The following is a 17,353-nucleotide window of genomic DNA, read 5'->3' on the forward strand; positions in this document are numbered from 1 at the left end:
TCCGGGGCTTACTTGACGGCTGCGACGACGGCTTGGGCGGCTTCGGCCATGGTGTCGGCGCTGATGATGGGCAGACCGGACTCGGCCAGCATCTTCTTGCCCAGCTCTTCGTTGGTGCCCTTCATGCGCACCACCAGCGGCACGGACAGGTTCACGGCCTTGCAAGCAGTGATCACGCCGGTGGCAATGGTGTCGCACTTCATGATGCCGCCGAAGATGTTGACCAGAATGGCCTTGACCTTCTCGTTCTTCAGCATGATCTTGAAGGCTTCGGTCACCTTCTCGGGGGTGGCACCGCCACCCACGTCCAGGAAGTTGGCGGGTTCGGCGCCGAACAGCTTGATGGTGTCCATGGTGGCCATGGCCAGACCGGCACCGTTCACCAGGCAGCCGATGTTGCCGTCCAGGGAGATGTACGCCAGGTCGAACTTGGAAGCCTCCACTTCGGCCGCATCTTCTTCGTCCAGATCGCGGTAGGCCACGATTTCGGGGTGGCGGAACAGGGCGTTGGAGTCAAAGTTGAACTTGGCGTCCAGGGCGATCAGGTTGCCCTTGGAATCGCAGTTCAGGGGGTTGATTTCCACCAGGGACGCGTCGGTGTCCATGTAGCACTTGTACAGCTTGGCAAACAGGTCCACGGCCTGGTCCACGGAACCGCCGCTCAGGCCGATGGCCGCAGCAATCTTCTTGGACTGCTCGGCGGTGATGCCGGTCAGCGGATCGATGTACTCGGTGATGATCTTCTCGGGCGTGGAGTGGGCCACTTCCTCGATGTCCATGCCGCCTTCGCTGGAAGCGATGAAGGCCACTTTCTGGGTGGCACGGTCGGTCACCAGGGACACGTACAGTTCGTTCTTGATGTCGGCGCCGTCTTCGATGTAGAGGCGGCGGACCTTCTGGCCTTCGGGGCCGGTCTGGTGCGTCTTGAGCTGCATGCCCAGGATTTCAGAGGCGCGAGCCTTCACGTCGTCAATGGACTTGGCCACCTTCACGCCGCCGCCCTTGCCACGGCCACCGGCGTGGATCTGGGCCTTGACGACCCACACGGGGCCGCCCAGCTTCTGGGCGGCTTCCACCGCTTCTTGAACGGTGAAAGCGGGGATGCCGCGGGGCACCGGCACACCGAATTGGCGCAAGATTTCCTTGCCTTGGTATTCGTGAATCTTCATGACGTCTCTCTCTGGACTGGACAATTTTCACCATGCCGCACAACGACAGTGCGAGGCGCATGGCACTGGACACATCAACCTCGAACTGTATCATGGTGCAATGCACAATACTTGTGCGTGGCTTGCAGCCCATGCGGGCCCGCGGGTAGGCCACTGTGGTAAATGCACCTGTTTTCAGCCCTGTTGACGAATGACACACCCCATGAAAAAGATCTTTATTGATGGCGAAGCCGGCACCACCGGACTGCAGATCCGCGAGCGCCTGCAGGGCATGGCCGGCATCGAACTCATCAGCATTGACCCCGCCCTGCGCAAGGACCCGCAGGCCAAGCGCGCCTTGGTGGCGCAGGCCGATCTGGTGGTGCTGTGCCTGCATGACGACGCTGCGCTGGAAACCGTGGCCATGGTCGACGGACTGGAAAAGGAAACCGGCCGCCCCGGCCCGCGCATCATCGACGCCTCCACGGCGCACCGTACGGCCGCCGGCTGGGTCTACGGCTTCCCCGAACTGGCCGCCGGCCAGCGCGACGCGGTGATCAACGCCCGCCGCGTCAGCAACCCTGGCTGCTACGCCACCGGCGCGATTGCGCTGATCCGCCCGCTGGTCGATGCGGGCCTGTTACCGGCGGACTTCCCCGTCGCCTTGCCATCTGTCAGCGGCTATTCCGGCGGCGGGCGCACCATGATCGAAGCCTATGAGCAAGGCTCGGCAGCGCCCTACGAGCTCTATGCCCTGGGCCTCAAGCACAAGCACATCCCAGAAATCATGAAGTACACGAGCCTGACTCGCCGCCCGCTGTTCGTACCCTCGGTGGGCAACTTCAAGCAGGGCATGCTGGTGCAGTTGCCCCTGCATCTGGACACCCTGCCCGGCCACCCCACGGCCCAGGCCCTGCACGATGCGCTGGCCAAGCACTACGCGGGCAGCACCTGGGTGACTGTGGAGCCTGTCACGCCCGACCTCAAGCTGGATGCGGCCGCGCTGGCCGACACCAACAAGCTGGAACTGCGCGTGTTTGCGAATGATGCCGCCAAGGATGGCTTTGCCCATGCAGTGCTGGTGGCCCGCCTGGACAACCTGGGCAAGGGTGCGAGCGGCGCGGCCGTGCAGAACTTGCAGTTGATGCTGGGTCTGTAGGCTTTAGTCGTCTTCACTACTCGACACCACCTTGCGGATGGTGTCGCCGCCGAAGCCGCGGCTGGCCAGAAAGCGCATCTGCTTGCCGCGCTCGGCCGCATCGGCAGGCTGGCGGCCAAACTTCTTGCGCCAGATCTCGCTGGCGCGCTCCAGCTCGGTGGCGCGCAGGGCGTCCACTGCATCGGCCACCGCCTCGGGCGCCAGGCCCTTGGCTTGCAGCTCCTGCTTGATGCGGGACGCCCCCAGCTTGCCCGCACGGCGGTGTACCAGCGACTCCAGCACCCGCGTCTCGTTGATGAAGCCCTTGGCCTGCAAGCTGTCCAGCACCTTGTCCAGGGCCCCGGGCTCTTCCGCATGGGGGGCCAGCTTGCGCTCCAATTCGGCGCGCGAATGCTCGCGGGAACTCAGCAGACGCAGCGCCCGACCGGTCAGGGAGAGTGCCGGCTTTGCTCTTTTTTCAGGAGCTGTTTGCGCACTGTCCATGGCCTCTGCGGGCATTTTCTGCATTATTCGCTCTTGTCGGCCTTGTCAGCCTTCTTGCCCTTGGCTTTCGCCTCGGGTTCGGCCACGGGCAGCAGCGGGATGCCCAAACCGGCACGCACCTTGTTCTCGATCTCGACCGACAGGTCGGGGTTCTCGCGCAGGAATTCGCGGGCGTTGTCACGGCCCTGCCCGATCTTCTCGCCGTTGTAGGCGTACCAGGCGCCAGACTTCTCCAGGATACCGGCATTGACGCCCATGTCGATGATTTCACCGTGGCGGCTGATGCCTTCGCCGAACAGGATGTCGAACTCCGCCGTCTTGAACGGGGGGCTGACCTTGTTCTTGACCACCTTGACCTTGGTTTCGTTGCCGATCGCGTCTTCGCCCTTCTTGATGGTGCCGGTGCGGCGGATGTCCAGGCGGACGGAGGCGTAGAACTTCAGCGCGTTGCCGCCAGTGGTGGTTTCGGGGCTGCCGAACATCACACCGATCTTCATGCGGATCTGGTTGATGAAGATGACCATGCAGTTGGTCTTCTTGATGTGGGCGGTGAGTTTGCGCAGCGCCTGACTCATCAGGCGGGCCTGCAGCCCGGGCAGGCTGTCGCCCATTTCGCCTTCCAGTTCAGCCTTGGGGGTCAAAGCAGCCACCGAGTCCACGATGATCAGGTCGACCGCGCCGGAGCGCACCAGGCTGTCGACGATTTCGAGGGCCTGTTCACCGGTGTCGGGCTGGGAGATCAGCAGGTCGGGAAGGTTCACACCCAGCTTTTGGGCGTACTGCACGTCCAGCGCGTGTTCGGCGTCGACAAAGGCGCAGGTGCCGCCGAGCTTTTGCATCTGGGCGATGACCTGCAGCGTCAGCGTGGTCTTGCCGGAGGATTCCGGGCCGTAGATTTCGACCACACGGCCGCGTGGCAGACCGCCTACGCCCAGCGCGATGTCCAAGCCCAGGGAACCGGTGGAGACAACCTGGATGTCCTCGATGGCCTCGCCTTCGCCCAGACGCATGATGGTGCCCTTGCCGAACTGCTTTTCGATCTGGGCCAGCGCGGCCTGCAAGGCCTTGGCTTTTTCGCTGTTGGCGCCGTTCGTGTTGTTCGGGTTCTTGACGGGTGCATCCATGAGAAATCTCCTTGAAAATCAATAGGTTGGTATGACGCATGCCATCTGGATTTAACAACAGGCTGGATACTTGAACAGTAGTTTAAGCGCGCTTCTTGCGTGGCGTAAATACATTTTTTAGTCAGTTTGCTTTACTATTTGCGCCATGCCCGATCTCCCCCTGCACGCCGCCGACACCTGGCGCCAGAACCACCTGGGGCATTGGCTGCGCCTGGCGCTGGAGCGCTTTGATGCACGCGTGCTGGCGCTCATGGCGCGCCACCCCGGTGTGCCGCTGGGCCTCTCCAACCTGGCCGGACGCGGGCAGGTGGGCGCGGCGCACATTCACATCACGCGGCATCTGGCGGTGGAAGGCTCGCGTCTGACCGACCTGGCACAGCGCGCCGGCATGACCAAGCAGGCCATGGGCACGCTGGTGACCCAGTGCGAGGCCTGGGGCATGGTGGAGCGGGCCGAAGACCCTGGCGACGCACGCGCCCGGCGCGTGCAGTTCACCACCACCGGCCTTGCCTGGCTCGCGGCCTACCAGGATGCCGTCCAGCAGGCCGAGGCAGAGTTGCATGAGGCCGTCAGCCCGGAAGTGGCCACCGTCATCACACTGGGGCTGGAGGCCTATGGCGGGCAATAGACGGCGGGCGGCCAGTAAGTCCGCCGACAAGGTGGCGGCCTAGAATGGACCAAAGGCGCAGCCAATAACACCACACGGAGACCGCCATGCGAATACTGATTGCCGAAGATGACCAGGTACTGGCCGATGGCCTGCTGCGCGCCCTGCGCAGCGCCGGCGCGGCGGTAGACCATGTGGCCAGTGGCACCGAGGCCGACGCGGCCCTGATGACCAACACCGAGTTCGACCTGCTGATCCTGGACCTGGGCCTGCCCAAGCTCCATGGGCTGGAGGTGCTGAAGAAGCTGCGCGCGCGCGGCTCCTCGCTGCCCGTGCTCATCCTCACCGCGGCCGACAGCGTGGACGAGCGCGTCAAGGGTCTGGACTATGGCGCCGACGACTACATGGCCAAACCCTTCAGCCTGCAGGAACTGGAAGCCCGTGTGCGCGCCCTGGTGCGCCGCGGCATGGGCGCCACCTCCGCCAGCATCAAGCACGGCCCCTTGACCTACGACCAGGCCGGCCGCGTGGCCACCATCGACGGCAAGATGGTGGAGCTGTCGGCGCGCGAGCTGGGCCTGCTGGAGGTGCTGCTGCAACGCGCAGGACGCCTGGTCAGCAAGGACCAGCTCGTGGAGCGCCTGTGCGAATGGGGCGAAGAGGTCAGCAACAACGCGATCGAGGTCTACATCCACCGCCTGCGCAAAAAGATCGAGAAGGGCCCCATCCGCATCGCAACCGTGCGCGGTCTGGGCTATTGCCTGGAAAAGATTGCCCCTTGACAGTATGACCCCCACGCTCCACCGCTGCGCGGGTCGCTGCCCCCCAGGGGGGCTAATTTGCCTTGGGGCGGCCTGGCGGCAAATTGCCCTGACATTGGCGTGAAACTCTTCCAGCGCGAGCAACGCAGCTTGTTCGGGGAAATCCTGGACTGGATGCTCACGCCGCTACTGCTGCTGTGGCCCGTTAGTCTGGTGCTGACTTGGCTGGTGGCGCAGAGCATTGCCGGCAAGCCCTTCGACCGGGCGCTGGAGTACAACGTGGGCGCGCTGGCCCAGCTCGTCACGGTACAGAAGAACCGCGCCCAGTTCACCCTGCCCCTGCCCGCGCGCGAACTGCTGCGCGCGAACGATGTGGACACCGTGTACTACCAGGTGCTGGGCAGCCAGGGCGAATACCTGAGCGGCGAGAAAGACCTGCCCCAGCCGCCCGATGACGAGCGCCAGACGCCCGGCGAGGTGCGCATGCGCGACATCGAGTACCGCGGTACCGACCTCAAGGTCGCCTACACCTGGGTGCGGCTGGACCTGGCCGAAGGACGACCCGCGCTGGTGCAGGTGGCCGAAACCATGGACAAGCGCTCGGTACTGGCCACCGAGATCGTCAAGGGCGTGATGCTGCCGCAGTTCGTCATCCTGCCGCTGGCGGTGCTGTTGGTCTGGCTGGCGCTGGTACAGGCCATCAAGCCACTCAACAGTCTGGAGGAGCGCATCCGCGCGCGCAGCCCCGACGACCTGAGCCCGCTGGACGTGGAAGCCGTGCCGCTGGAGGTGGTGCCCTTGGTGTCCTCGGTGAACGACCTGCTGATGCGCCTGAAGGACTCCATCGCCACGCAGAAGCGCTTTCTGGCCGACGCCGCCCACCAGCTCAAGACCCCTCTGGCGGGACTGCGCATGCAGGCCGACCTGGCCCAGCGCGAAGGCGCCAATGCCGAAGACCTGAAACAGTCGCTGCGCCAGATTGGCCGTTCCAGCATCCGCGCCACGCACACCGTGAACCAGCTGCTGGCGCTGGCACGCGCCGAGAGCAGCGGCGCCGTGCTCAGCCACCAGCCATGCGACCTGGCACGCCTGACCATGGACGTGGTGCGCGACTGCGTGCCGCGCGCCATGGACAAGCACATCGACCTGGGCTTTGAAGGCGTGCAGCCCGGCACCGACGGCGCCACCATCCCCGGCAACCCGACCCTGCTCAAGGAAATGGTGCGCAATCTGGTGGACAACGCCATCAACTACACCCCCAGCAGCCCCGAGAAGCCCGGCGTCATCACCGCGCGCGTGCTGGTGGATCCCTTCAGCAAGGCGCTGGTGCTGCAGGTGGAAGACTCGGGCCCCGGCATCCCGGTGGCCGAGCGCGAGCTGGTATTCCAACCCTTTTACCGCGCGCTGGGCAATGAAGCCGACGGCTCAGGCCTGGGCCTGCCCATCGTGCTGGAGATTGCGCGCCAGCACCACGCCAGCATTTCGGTGGAGGACGCCAAGCCCGGCGCCGCCATGCCGGGTGCGAGCTTCACCCTACGCTTTCACCAACGACCCGACAGCGCCTGAGCGCCAGGTTCAGGTGCAGGTCTTGAGGGACTTGCCGGCCAGCGCGGGCTTGAGTTCGCCCATCTTGCTGCGCAGCATCTCGGTCACGGCCGGCAGTTTGAGTGTGCTGGCACTGCCTTCTTCGCGCTCCTGCACCACCTTCGCCGTGCGGATGCCCTTGGGCACCAGGCGGGCCAGCTCGGCCTTGGCCTCCGCCTCGGTCTCGAAGCCGCCCAGCGAGAGGCCGATCTCCAGCGCCGGCGCCGTCACCACCTCGGACTTGATGCCCATGCCAGTCAGCTCGACGCGCTTCTTGGCCTGCAGCTCGGTGCTGGCGTACTTGCCCATGTAGATGATCCAGTGCGCAGGCACCTTGCCCTGCTCCAGCTGCCAGGAGCCCGAGGGCAGGCCCGATTCCAGCGCCTTGCGCAGCACGGCAGTCTGCTCGTCGTCAAAGGGGCCGGCCTGCAGGCATTCCTTGGGAGCAAGGTCGGCCTGGACCTGGGCTTCCACGCGCTTGATTTCATTGGCGTTGAGCAACTGGATGGCCTCGGGCTTGATCTGCTGCTCCACGCGCTGCGGCTCGCTCACGGCCACCGGCGCAAAGCCATAGGCTCGCAACAGGCCCTGGCTCCAGGCGAAGAAGAGGCCGTTGGCCAACAGCAAGATCAGGACAAGCAAACGCAACATAGTCGGGTCAGGCGGCAGGCGCAGGCCGCACACTGACCTCCGCACTGTTAATTGTGATCAATCCCCGGGCAGTATGCACCAGCAGTGCGCCACTGGCATCCACGCCGCGGGCCGTTCCGGTGGTGCCGTCGCTGCATACCACCTCCTGGCCGTTGAGCAGATCACGCGCGTGAAAGTCATCGCGCAGCGGCGCGAACCCCTGCGCGGCAAACCGCTGCACCATGCGCACCAGCACGGGCACCACCTGGCCCAGCACATCAGGCGCCTGCACGCCCGGCAGCAGCTCCTGCAAGGCCGCAGGCGGGGTACGCAGATCGGTCGCCTCGCGCGGGCTGAGGTTGATGCCCACGCCGATCACGGCATAGCGCGTATCGCCCACGCCCGCGGTCTCGATGAGGATGCCGGCCAACTTGCGACCGTCCAGCCAGACGTCGTTGGGCCATTTGAGGCGCAAGGCCGGGTGCAGGCTGTGCACCACGGCCAGCCCCACGGCCAGCGAGAGGCCAGACCAGTCGGCGGGCGCCAGGGGAACGCCCAGCGAGAAAGTCAGTGTGCCGCCCTGGCCCTGGGTATCGCTCTTCCAGTCCCGCCCCAGCCGGCCCCGGCCGGCGGTCTGGCGCTCGGCCACCAGCAGGATAGGGTCCAGTTGCCCAGCGCGCGCACGGCGCATGAGCTCGGTGTTGGTGGAATCAATCTCCGGCAGGACCTCGACCGAGAAAGTCGGCCACAGGGGGCTCACGGCCTCCCAGATGGCCTCCGCCTGCCAGCGCACTGTCATCGTTTCGGGGACAGAAGCGTGCCGCGGCAGTTCTTGCTGCCGCACCAACAGGGGTACTCGGCCTTGAGCTTTTTGGTGTAGCGCTCGTCGATGATGAGGCCATAGTCGTAGTTCAGCTCTTCGCCGGCTTTGATATTGCGCAAGGCCTTGATAAAGACACGGCCGTCCACCTCGTCGGCCTCGCAGTTGCCATCGCAGGAATGGTTGATCCAGCGTGAGGAGTTGCCGCCATAGAGGGCGTCGATCACATCGCCGTTTTCCAGCGAGAAGTAGAAGGTGTGGTTGGGGTCCTTGGGGTCGTGCGGATGGCGGTCCTGCGCCTCCTGCCAGCTGATGACCTCGCCCACGTATTCAATGATGGTTTCACCTTCGGCAATGTCCTGCACTGCAAACACGCCTTTGCCGTGCACACCCGAGCGCCGGGCCTGAATGCGGCGATTCCCTGTGGAGAGGGAGGAATTCACTGGGTTTTTTGCCACGGATCGAAAATTTGGTATGGTGAATCGTATGGGCGCGCACGTGTGCGTGCCTGCGTGTGCAAGTGCGCGCCTGCGCGCACGCGAGATTTGGATTGTAGTCAGATGAAAAACGAAGCTGTCACCAAAACACTAGTTATTGCGGAGAAGCCGTCGGTCGCCCAGGACATCGTGCGGGCGCTCACGCCCACGGCGGGCAAGTTCGAAAAGCATGACGAATACTTCGAGAGCGACCACTACGTCGTCTCCAGCGCAGTGGGCCATCTGGTGGAAATCCAGGCGCCCGAGCAGTACGACGTCAAGCGCGGAAAGTGGAGCTTCGCCCACCTGCCGGTGATCCCGCCCCACTTTGACCTCAAGCCCGTGGACAAGACCAAGACGCGCCTGAACGCCGTGGTGAAGCTGGCCAAGCGCAAGGACGTGGGCGCCCTCGTCAACGCCTGTGACGCGGGGCGAGAAGGGGAGCTGATCTTCCGCCTGATCGAGCAGTACGCCGGTGGCACCAAGCCGCTGGGCAAACCCGTGAGCCGCCTGTGGCTGCAGTCCATGACACCCCAGGCCATCCGCGACGGCTTTGACAACCTGCGCACCAATGCGCAGATGCAGCCGCTGGCCGACGCTGCCCGCTGCCGCTCCGAAGCCGACTGGCTGGTGGGCATCAATGGCACGCGCGCCATGACGGCCTTCAACAGCCGCGACGGCGGCTTCTTCCTCACCACCGTGGGCCGGGTGCAGACGCCCACCCTGTCCGTGGTGGTGGAGCGCGAAGAGCTGATTCGCAAGTTCGTGAGCCGCGACTACTGGGAAGTGCATGCCACCTTCCAAGCTGAGGCCGGTGAATACCCCGCCAAGTGGTTCAACCCCACGCACAAAAAAGACGCGGACGACGCCGAGAAGAAAGCCGACCGCGTCTGGAGCCTGGACCAGGCCCAGGCCATTGCCAGCGCCGTGCGTGGCCAAGCCGCCACGGTGACGGAAGAGAGCAAACCCACCACGCAGGCCAGCCCCCTGCTGTTCGACCTGACCAGCCTGCAGCGCGAGGCCAACGGCAAGTTCGGCTTCAGCGCCAAGACCACGCTGTCCATTGCCCAAAGCCTGTACGAGCGCCACAAGGCCCTGACCTACCCGCGTACCGATTCGCGCAACCTGCCCGAAGACTATGTGCCCGTGGTCAAGCAGACACTGGAGATGCTGGCCGACAGCGGCATGAAGCACCTGGCGCCCTTTGCCGCCCAGGCCGTCAAGGGAAACTATGTGAAGCCGACCAAGCGCGTCTTCGACAACGCCAAGGTCTCGGACCACTTTGCCATCATCCCCACGCTGCAGGCACCCAGCGGCCTGAGCGAGGCCGAGCAGAAGATCTATGACCTGGTGGTGCGCCGCTTCATGGCCATCTTCTTCCCCAGTGCCGAATACCAGGTCACGACGCGGATCACCACAGCTGCAAACCATAGCTTCAAGACCGAAGGCAAGGTGCTGGTCAAGCCGGGCTGGCTGGCCATCTACGGCAAGGAAGCCGCCGCCGAAGTGGAAGATGCCAAGGACGGTGACAAGGGCCAGAACCTGGTGCCCGTGGCCCCCGGCGAAAAAGTCAAGGGCGACCCCGTGGAGCCCAAGGGCCTCAAGACCAAGCCACCGGCGCGCTACTCAGAAGCCACGCTGCTGGGCGCCATGGAAGGCGCCGGCAAGACCGTGGAAGACGACGAACTGCGCGAAGCCATGCAGGAAAAAGGCCTGGGCACGCCCGCCACCCGCTCCAGCATCATCGAAGGCCTGATTGCCGAAAAATACATGCTGCGCGAAGGCCGCGAGCTGATCCCCACGGCCAAGGCCTTCCAGCTCATGACGCTGTTGCGTGGCCTGGGCGTGGAAGAGCTCTCCAAGGCCGAGCTGACCGGCGAATGGGAATACAAGTTGGCGCAAATGGAGCAAGGCAAGCTGGGCCGCGATGCCTTCATGGCCGAGATTGCCGCCATGACCGAGCGCATGGTCAAGAAGGCCAAGGAATACGACCGCGACACCATCCCTGGCGACTACGCCACGCTCACCGCGCGCTGCCCCAACTGCGGCGGCATCGTCAAGGAAAACTACCGTCGCTACGGCTGCACCGGCCAGCAGGGTACGGACGACGGCTGTGGCTTCTCCTTCGGCAAGTCCCCCGCCGGCCGCACGTTCGAACCGGCCGAGGTGGAGCAATTCTTGCGCGACAAGCACATCGGTCCGCTGGACGGCTTCCGCTCCAAGGCGGGCTGGCCTTTTGTGGCCGAGATGGTCATCAAGTTCGACGAAGAGGCCAAGAATTACAAGCTCGAATTCGACTTCGGCGACGACAAGGCCGGCGAAGAGGACGGCGAGATCGTGGACTTCAGCGCGCAGACGGCGCTGGGCGCCTGCCCCAAGTGCGGTGGCAGCGTGTTCGAACATGGCAAGAACTACGTCTGCGAAAAGTCCGTCCCTACGCACGCCCAGCCCACGCCCAGCTGCGACTTCAAGAGCGGCCAGATCATCCTGCAGCAGCCCATCGAGCGCGAGCAGATGCAAAAGCTGCTGGCCACCGGCAAGACCGACCTGCTGGACAAGTTTGTCTCCATGCGCACGCGCCGCGCCTTCAAGGCCATGCTGGCCTGGGACGCCGAGGCCGGCAAGGTGAACTTCGAGTTCGCACCCAGCAAGTTCCCGCCGCGCAAGACGGCCTACAAGGCCGCCGGCAAAACTGCCGCTACCAAAACAGGAGCTGCTCGCGCAGCATCTACGGGGGCTGCAGCCAAAAAAGCACCCACAAAGAAAGCTGCAGCGACCAAGGAGGTCAAGCCCAAAGCCCCGCGCAAGACCACCGCCGCCAGCGGCAAACAACCCAGTGCCGCGCTGGCCGCCGTGATTGGCGCCGAGCCGATTGCCCGCCCGCAGGTCATGAAGAAGCTGTGGGACTACATCAAGGCCAACGGCCTGCAGGACGCCAAGGACAAGCGCAGCATCAACGCCGATGCCAAGCTGCTGGAAGTGTTCGGCAAGCCGCAGGTCACGATGTTCGAGCTGGCCGGCATTGCCGGCAAGCACCTGAGCTAAGGGCGCCATAAGCCAGCGATGCCACACTCCGTGATTTTCACTGCGAACCACGTATGAACTTCATCGAGCGCGAAGATACCGAGCACAGCCCTCACAGCGCCGCCAAGCGCGCGGCTGCAGCCACGCGCAGCACCTGGGTCAGCGTGGCGGTGAACCTGGTTCTCAGCACCCTGCAGATCGTGGTGGGCGTACTCGCCAAGTCCCAGGCGCTGATCGCGGATGGCATCCACTCACTGTCGGACCTGGTGGCGGACTTCGTGGTGCTGGTGGCCAACCACCAGAGCCAAAAAGAGGCGGACCAAGACCACCCCTACGGCCACCAGCGCTTCGAAACCGCTGCCTCGCTGGCGCTGGGCATGCTGTTACTCGCCGTGGGCGTGGGCATGGTCTGGTCTGCGCTGGGCAAACTGCAGGACCCCGACTCCATTGCCGTGGTACACCCCATCGCCCTGTGGGTGGCGGGTGCCGCCCTGGTGTCCAAGGAGCTGCTGTTCCGCTACATGCTGCGCGTGGCCAAGTCCGTCAAATCCAGCATGCTGGTGGCTAACGCCTGGCATGCCCGCTCGGACGCCGCCTCATCCCTCGTCGTGGGTCTGGGTCTTATCGGGAATCTGCTTGGCTTTCCGCTGCTGGACCCGATCGCCGCGCTCATCGTCGGCCTGATGGTGGGCAAGATGGGCTGGGAATTTGGCTGGGACGCGCTGCACGACCTGATGGACCGCGGTCTGGACGAGGCCGAGGTGCAGGCCATACGCGCCACGCTGCTGGCCACACCGGGCGTGGCGGGCGTGCACGATGTGCGCACGCGCAAGATGGGCGACATGGTAGTGGCCGATGCCCACATCGAAGTGGATGCCAAGCTCAGCGTGGAAGAGGGCCATAACATTGCCGTGGCGGCCCGCGCTGCCGTGCTGCAGCGCCACCGCGTGCTCAACCTCATGACGCACGTCGATCCGGCTCAGCGGCCGGATGCCGACCACCTGCCGCTGAACTGATCAGTGCTCTGCGGAGTGGCTGCTGCTCAGCAGCTTGTCGGTGTAGGCAATGGCCAATGCGCTGAGCAGGAATACCACGTGGATGATGGTCTGCCACATCAGCACCTTGACGTCGTAGTTGGCCGCGTTGATGAAGGTCTTGAGCAGGTGGATGGAGCTGATGCCGATGATGGCGGTTGCCAGCTTGACCTTGAGCACCGAGGCGTTTACATGGCTCAGCCACTCGGGCTGGTCGGGGTGACCGTCCAGGTCCATGCGGCTCACAAAGGTCTCGTAACCGCCCACGATCACCATGATCAGCAGGTTGGAGATCATCACCACGTCAATCAGCGCCAGCACCACCAGCATGATGATGGTCTCGTTCAGCGCTGGCACGGCGATGTCGGACTTATAGCCAATGCTGGTCACCAACGCCTGCAGCGCGGTCTGGCTGCCAAACGCGGCCTCCAGCAGGTGCACCAGCTCCACCCAGAAGTGGAAAACGTACACACCCTGCGCCGCAATCAGGCCCAGGTACAGCGGCAGCTGCAGCCAGCGGCTGGCGAAGATGAAATTGGGCAGGGGGCGCAGCGAGCGCTTGGCGGAGGAAGGGGTCTTGTTGGCGGCCATGGTAGTCAGAGATCCAGGGAAGTGTGGGCGCGATTGTAGGAAACCCGCATGACACCCTCCCAGCGGGCACGGGCATCCAGCCGCACCGGCTGGGTCACGGCTGCGGGTTCCACGCAGACGAAGTCGCGGTAGCCGCCCGCGGGCAGGTCGGCCAGCACGGCATCCGGGCCCGGATTCCAAACCACCACATCGTCAAACCCGGACCGCACCAACCGCAGCAGCCCCAAGGGGCTGTGCAGCTCCACCGGTCCGGCCACAGCCTCAAAGAGCTGGTCGATCGGCTCGCGCAGCGGCAGGATCGCCCCCCCGGGCAATACGCCGTGCACACTGGCCTGCGTCACATCCGGCACCGCAAAGTAGCTGTGCAAGGCTGCGTGGAAGGTGAAGGGTGTGCTGCCGGTGTTCTCCACCGCCAGTGACATGCGCAGCCCCTGGGGCAACAGGCCCACGGTGAGCGTGCAGACGCAGGCATGGGGCCACTGCGGGTCATCGCCCACCGCGTTGTGCAACTGCAGGGAAATACCGACCTCCGGTTCCTGGGCGTCCGCGGGGAGTAGCGTCCACTCCCGCATGCGGGCCCAGCCGTGGCGCATGAGGGGGCCACGCGCTGCAAACTGCGGAAAGATCACGGGCACCCCGCCGCGCACCGCCTGCGGCCCGGTGGGGGGCGAGGTGGGGCTGCGGTAGAGCCGCTCAACGCCCTGGGCATCGACCCAGGAAATCACTTGCGCCCCGCGCAGGAGCACGGTCACCGTATCGCCCGACGGGCCTTGCAGGCGCAACGCCGGCGCGCCTTCGAACAACAGAGTCTGAACCTTCATCCACCCAGTTTATCGGGTGGTGGTGACCTTGGAGAGGTGGCGGGGCTGGTCAGGGTTGGCGCCGCGCGCGCGCGCCACGGCCTCCACCAGCAGGTAAAAGCTCTGGATGGCCGTGATGGGGTCCAGGTCTTCTTGGGGAGCCGTGGCCAGCGTCAGGTCACGGCCCGGCACATCGGCGGGTGCGGCCAGCAGCACCTGGGCGCCACGGCCGCGCATCTCAGCCGCCAAGTCGATGAGGCTTTGCTGCGCGGGGCCGCGCAGCGCAAACACCAGCATGGGGTAGTTCTGGTCCACCAGCGCCATCGGGCCGTGTTTGACCTCGGCACCGCTGAAGGCCTCGGCTTGGATGGCACAGGTCTCCTTGAATTTAAGTGCGGCCTCCTGCGCAATCGCCAGACCGGGACCACGGCCAATCACCATGAGCTTGCTGGCGGTGCGCAGCGGCTCCACCGCGCTGCTCCAGTCCTGCTTGCAGGCGTCGTCCAGCGCAGCGGGCAAGGCCTGCAGGCCCAGCAGCAGGTCGGCATGGGCGCCCCAGTGCGCGGCCAGGCGCGCACCGGCCACCAGGCCGCAGATGAAACTCTTGGTCGCGGCCACGCTCTTCTCGGGACCGGCGTGCAGGGGCATGGCCCAATCCACCGCCTCGGCCAAGGGCGAGCTGGTGTCGTTCACCAGCGCCACCGTGGTGGCACCTGCGGACTCAAATAGCTGCATGGGCTCGATCAGGTCCGGGCTGCGGCCCGACTGAGAAATGGACACGGCCAGCAGGCGCTGCTTGGCCAGAGGCGCCTTGTACAGCGTCAGCAAGGACATGGGCAACGACGTGACCAACTGCCCGGTGCGCGACATGACCAGATAGGCAAAGTAGGCGGCCGCGTGGTCCGAACTGCCACGCGCAATCGTCACCGCGCCTTGGGGCGGCAGCGCGCGCAGCGCAGCGCCCAGGGCCGCGTAGCGGTCTTCGTCTGCGGCCAGCTGTTGCGCCACCTGGCGCGACGAGGCCAGGGCCTCTTCCAACATCAAAGTACTCACAATCCATCCTTTACTGAAAACACAGGGCAAGCGCGCCGTCCATGGCGTCGCCCTGGGCAGGCACCACGCGCCGCACCATGGCGTGGGACAGCCGGGGCAAGAGGCGCTGGGCAATGCTGCCGGCCACCGCCAGCGGCAGGGCGTGCGTGGCGTCCAGCGCGGTGGCAAGAGACTGCAGGCTTTGCGCGGCGCGCGCCAGCATGTGGACTGCTTCCACGTCCTGCTCGGCATGCGCAAACACCTTGGGCGCCAGGGTGGCGTACTCAAACTGGCGCGCCGTGCCACACCAAGCCAGCAGGGCTTCGGGGGTGCCCCCCAGCGTCGCGTACACATCGCGCGTGAGCGGCGTATGGGGGTGGCGCCCGTCCACAGCGCGCTGAGTGAGGTTAACGGCCTGCAGCCCCAAATCAGCACCGCTGCCTTCATCGCCGCATGGGAAGCCCCAGCCACCGGTGGTCGTGCGCTGGCCATCCGCATGCAGCGCCAGGCCAATAGCTCCCGTGCCCATGATGACCAGCGCGCCGGGTGCCCCGCGGTGGGCACCCAGCAGGGCAATCAATGCATCGGACTCCAGCACCAGGTGCGTGTAGCCGGGGTTCGCTGCGAGGCACTCGGCGTTCCAGTCCGCATTGTTGGCGCCAGCCAGGCCCAGGCCCAGTGCGGTGTTGGCCGTGTCAGGCGCAGGCCAGCCGGCTTGCAGGCGTCCGTCCACGGCATTGGCAATGGCCTGTGCAATATGGCGCCAGGCCTGCGGAATGCCTTGCATCAGCCCCGAGGCGCCCGCCTTGCCTTCACCCACCAGTACACCACTGCGGTGCACCACACGCGCCCGCGTGCTGGTGCCACCACCGTCCACACCAATGGCGTAGTGGATGTGGGCGGGCAGTGTGTCGAAATTCCAGCGGACGTTCATCGGGCGTGGGCCGAGCGCATATTGCCCGGGTTTAGGCGTGTGCAGGCGGTGCCATCGGCCTTGAAGAGGTACAGCGCTGCAGGCGCTGCGCGCACGATGACCGAATCGCCCAGACGCACCTCGGCATTGCCGTCGCCACGCACGATGAGTTCCTGGCCATCGTCCATCTTGAGGTACAGCAGGTTGGATTCGCCCAGGTGCTCCACCAGCGTGATTTCGGCGTCCAGCGCGGTGTCATCCGGTCCGGGAGCCACGCCTGCGGGCAGCACTTCGCAGTGTTCGGGACGCAAGCCCACTTCCACCGTTTCGCCCACCTGCAGCTGCGTGGCATCCACCGTGGCCAACACCTTGCTGCCATTGCCCAGCTGCAAGCGTGCGCCGGCGTCGGACACCTCGATCACGCGGGCCGGCAGCAGGTTGATGGTGGGCGAGCCGATGAAGGTGGCCACAAAGCGGTTGGCCGGCTGCTGGTACAGCGCCAGCGGCGTGCCGGCCTGCTGCACATGGCCTTCGCTGAGCACCACGATCTTGTCGCCCAGGGTCATGGCTTCCACCTGGTCGTGCGTCACGTAGACCATGGTGGCACCCAGGTCACGATGCAGGCGCGCCAGTTCGATGCGCGTCTTGGCGCGCAACGCGGCGTCCAGGTTGGAGAGAGGTTCGTCGAACAAAAACAGGCGCGGCTCGCGCACGATGGCGCGGCCAATCGCCACACGCTGGCGCTGCCCGCCTGACAACTCGCGCGGCAGGCGTTCCAGCAGGTGGTCGATGTGCAGTACTTTGGCGGCGTCGCGCACTTTTTTGTCGATGTCGGCCTTGCTGGCGCCGTGGATCTTCAGACCAAAGGACATGTTGCGGTACACCGTCATGTGCGGGTACAGCGCATAGCTCTGGAACACCATCGCAATGCCGCGCTCGGCGGGTGGCAGGTCGTTGACCAGGTCGTCGCCAATGCGCAGCTCGCCGCTGCTGATGTCTTCCAGGCCGCAGAGCACACGCAAGAGCGTGGACTTGCCGCAGCCGCTGGGGCCGACCAGCACGACCAGTTCGCCGTGCTCGATCTCCAGGTTGATGTTGTGCAGCACCGGGTCGTTGCTGCCGTAGCTCTTGGAAAAGTTTTTAAGGGAAACGCTTGCCATGGTGGTG

General features: G+C 65.2%; 16 protein-coding genes and 1 pseudogene. 6 read left to right on the forward strand and 11 right to left on the reverse strand.

Annotated elements, in window-relative coordinates:
• Positions 1-8: 8 nt before the first annotated feature.
• On the reverse strand, positions 9-1,169 hold the full coding sequence (sucC, locus tag AC1RNN_RS09420) for an ADP-forming succinate--CoA ligase subunit beta (protein WP_493088455.1): 1,161 nt from the start codon (positions 1,167-1,169) through the stop codon (positions 9-11).
• 202 nt (positions 1,170-1,371) lie between these two features.
• On the opposite strand from sucC, the gene argC reads away from it, so the two are divergent.
• Entirely contained in the window at positions 1,372-2,307 is a 936-nt protein-coding gene (argC, locus tag AC1RNN_RS09425; RefSeq protein WP_493088456.1) for an N-acetyl-gamma-glutamyl-phosphate reductase, read from the forward strand.
• 3 nt (positions 2,308-2,310) lie between these two features.
• Here argC and recX read toward each other — a convergent pair whose 3' ends face one another.
• The gene (gene recX / locus AC1RNN_RS09430) at positions 2,311-2,805 is read right to left on the reverse strand and encodes a recombination regulator RecX (RefSeq protein ID WP_493088878.1); all 495 of its coding nucleotides are present in this window, start codon (positions 2,803-2,805) and stop codon (positions 2,311-2,313) included.
• 8 nt (positions 2,806-2,813) lie between these two features.
• Positions 2,814-3,914 carry a recombinase RecA gene (recA, locus tag AC1RNN_RS09435; RefSeq protein WP_493088458.1) on the reverse strand — a complete coding sequence of 367 codons (1,101 nt, stop codon included), beginning with the start codon at positions 3,912-3,914 and terminating at the stop codon, positions 2,814-2,816.
• Positions 3,915-4,059: 145 nt separating this feature from the next.
• Here recA and AC1RNN_RS09440 point away from each other — a divergent pair, with 145 nt between their 5' ends.
• The 3 genes from AC1RNN_RS09440 to AC1RNN_RS09450 all read left to right on the forward strand — a co-directional run bounded on the left by AC1RNN_RS09440 (position 4,060) and on the right by AC1RNN_RS09450 (position 6,848).
• Positions 4,060-4,542, forward strand: coding sequence for a MarR family winged helix-turn-helix transcriptional regulator (locus AC1RNN_RS09440; RefSeq protein WP_493088459.1), 483 nt, complete (start codon positions 4,060-4,062; stop codon positions 4,540-4,542).
• An 86-nt stretch (positions 4,543-4,628) separates the two neighbouring features.
• Positions 4,629-5,303: a response regulator gene (locus tag AC1RNN_RS09445; protein WP_294769623.1), complete on the forward strand. Its 675-nt coding sequence runs from the start codon at positions 4,629-4,631 to the stop codon at positions 5,301-5,303.
• Positions 5,304-5,402: 99 nt separating this feature from the next.
• Positions 5,403-6,848, forward strand: a complete 1,446-nt coding sequence (locus tag AC1RNN_RS09450) for a sensor histidine kinase (RefSeq protein WP_493088461.1) — start codon at positions 5,403-5,405, stop codon at positions 6,846-6,848.
• 9 nt (positions 6,849-6,857) lie between these two features.
• Here the strand turns inward: AC1RNN_RS09450 and AC1RNN_RS09455 are convergent, their stop codons facing one another.
• The 3 genes and pseudogenes from AC1RNN_RS09455 to AC1RNN_RS09465 form a co-directional block, all read right to left on the reverse strand.
• A complete protein-coding gene (locus tag AC1RNN_RS09455) occupies positions 6,858-7,517 on the reverse strand; it encodes an SPOR domain-containing protein (RefSeq protein WP_493088463.1) in 660 nt (219 codons plus the stop codon).
• A gap of 7 nt (positions 7,518-7,524) precedes the next feature.
• Complete coding sequence (locus AC1RNN_RS09460) at positions 7,525-8,295, reverse strand: biotin--[acetyl-CoA-carboxylase] ligase (RefSeq protein ID WP_493088465.1); 771 nt, start codon at positions 8,293-8,295, stop codon at positions 7,525-7,527.
• Positions 8,295-8,774: pseudogene (locus tag AC1RNN_RS09465) on the reverse strand (SET domain-containing protein); the annotation flags it as partial. The pseudogene AC1RNN_RS09465 and the gene AC1RNN_RS09460, both read right to left, overlap by 1 nt.
• A 102-nt stretch (positions 8,775-8,876) precedes the next feature.
• Here AC1RNN_RS09465 and AC1RNN_RS09470 point away from each other — a divergent pair.
• Both AC1RNN_RS09470 and AC1RNN_RS09475 read left to right on the forward strand, forming a co-directional pair.
• Positions 8,877-11,837 (forward strand): DNA topoisomerase III, encoded by a 2,961-nt coding sequence (locus tag AC1RNN_RS09470; RefSeq protein WP_493088467.1) that lies wholly within the window; start codon positions 8,877-8,879, stop codon positions 11,835-11,837.
• Between the two features lie 53 nt (positions 11,838-11,890).
• A complete protein-coding gene (locus tag AC1RNN_RS09475) occupies positions 11,891-12,832 on the forward strand; it encodes a cation diffusion facilitator family transporter (protein ID WP_493088469.1) in 942 nt (313 codons plus the stop codon).
• Here the strand turns inward: AC1RNN_RS09475 and AC1RNN_RS09480 are convergent, their stop codons facing one another.
• The 5 genes from AC1RNN_RS09480 to AC1RNN_RS09500 are packed head-to-tail and all read right to left on the reverse strand — an operon-like array spanning position 12,833 to position 17,346.
• On the reverse strand, positions 12,833-13,441 hold the full coding sequence (locus tag AC1RNN_RS09480) for a TIGR00645 family protein (RefSeq protein WP_493088471.1): 609 nt from the start codon (positions 13,439-13,441) through the stop codon (positions 12,833-12,835).
• 5 nt (positions 13,442-13,446) lie between these two features.
• Positions 13,447-14,262, reverse strand: a complete 816-nt coding sequence (locus AC1RNN_RS09485) for an aldose epimerase family protein (protein WP_493088473.1) — start codon at positions 14,260-14,262, stop codon at positions 13,447-13,449.
• A 9-nt stretch (positions 14,263-14,271) separates the two neighbouring features.
• The gene (locus tag AC1RNN_RS09490; protein WP_493088475.1) at positions 14,272-15,294 is read right to left on the reverse strand and encodes an SIS domain-containing protein; all 1,023 of its coding nucleotides are present in this window, start codon (positions 15,292-15,294) and stop codon (positions 14,272-14,274) included.
• 10 nt (positions 15,295-15,304) lie between these two features.
• Positions 15,305-16,207 (reverse strand): glucosamine kinase nucleotide-binding domain-containing protein, encoded by a 903-nt coding sequence (locus AC1RNN_RS09495; protein WP_493088477.1) that lies wholly within the window; start codon positions 16,205-16,207, stop codon positions 15,305-15,307.
• Positions 16,204-17,346 carry an ABC transporter ATP-binding protein gene (locus AC1RNN_RS09500; protein ID WP_493088479.1) on the reverse strand — a complete coding sequence of 381 codons (1,143 nt, stop codon included), beginning with the start codon at positions 17,344-17,346 and terminating at the stop codon, positions 16,204-16,206. Before AC1RNN_RS09500 ends, AC1RNN_RS09495 begins: the two co-directional genes overlap by 4 nt.
• Positions 17,347-17,353: the final 7 nt, after the last annotated feature.

Source organism: Rhodoferax sp. GW822-FHT02D07, from assembly GCF_058802405.1.

Coding starts and splice junctions, on each gene's coding strand:
- sucC (WP_493088455.1), bottom strand. CDS start 1,169: ATGAAGATTCACGAATACCAAGGCAAGGAAATCTTGCGCCAATTCGGT.
- argC (WP_493088456.1), top strand. CDS start 1,372: ATGAAAAAGATCTTTATTGATGGCGAAGCCGGCACCACCGGACTGCAG.
- recX (WP_493088878.1), bottom strand. CDS start 2,805: ATGCCCGCAGAGGCCATGGACAGTGCGCAAACAGCTCCTGAAAAAAGA.
- recA (WP_493088458.1), bottom strand. CDS start 3,914: ATGGATGCACCCGTCAAGAACCCGAACAACACGAACGGCGCCAACAGC.
- AC1RNN_RS09440 (WP_493088459.1), top strand. CDS start 4,060: ATGCCCGATCTCCCCCTGCACGCCGCCGACACCTGGCGCCAGAACCAC.
- AC1RNN_RS09445 (WP_294769623.1), top strand. CDS start 4,629: ATGCGAATACTGATTGCCGAAGATGACCAGGTACTGGCCGATGGCCTG.
- AC1RNN_RS09455 (WP_493088463.1), bottom strand. CDS start 7,517: ATGTTGCGTTTGCTTGTCCTGATCTTGCTGTTGGCCAACGGCCTCTTC.
- AC1RNN_RS09460 (WP_493088465.1), bottom strand. CDS start 8,295: ATGACAGTGCGCTGGCAGGCGGAGGCCATCTGGGAGGCCGTGAGCCCC.
- AC1RNN_RS09470 (WP_493088467.1), top strand. CDS start 8,877: ATGAAAAACGAAGCTGTCACCAAAACACTAGTTATTGCGGAGAAGCCG.
- AC1RNN_RS09475 (WP_493088469.1), top strand. CDS start 11,891: ATGAACTTCATCGAGCGCGAAGATACCGAGCACAGCCCTCACAGCGCC.
- AC1RNN_RS09480 (WP_493088471.1), bottom strand. CDS start 13,441: ATGGCCGCCAACAAGACCCCTTCCTCCGCCAAGCGCTCGCTGCGCCCC.
- AC1RNN_RS09485 (WP_493088473.1), bottom strand. CDS start 14,262: ATGAAGGTTCAGACTCTGTTGTTCGAAGGCGCGCCGGCGTTGCGCCTG.
- AC1RNN_RS09495 (WP_493088477.1), bottom strand. CDS start 16,207: ATGAACGTCCGCTGGAATTTCGACACACTGCCCGCCCACATCCACTAC.
- AC1RNN_RS09500 (WP_493088479.1), bottom strand. CDS start 17,346: ATGGCAAGCGTTTCCCTTAAAAACTTTTCCAAGAGCTACGGCAGCAAC.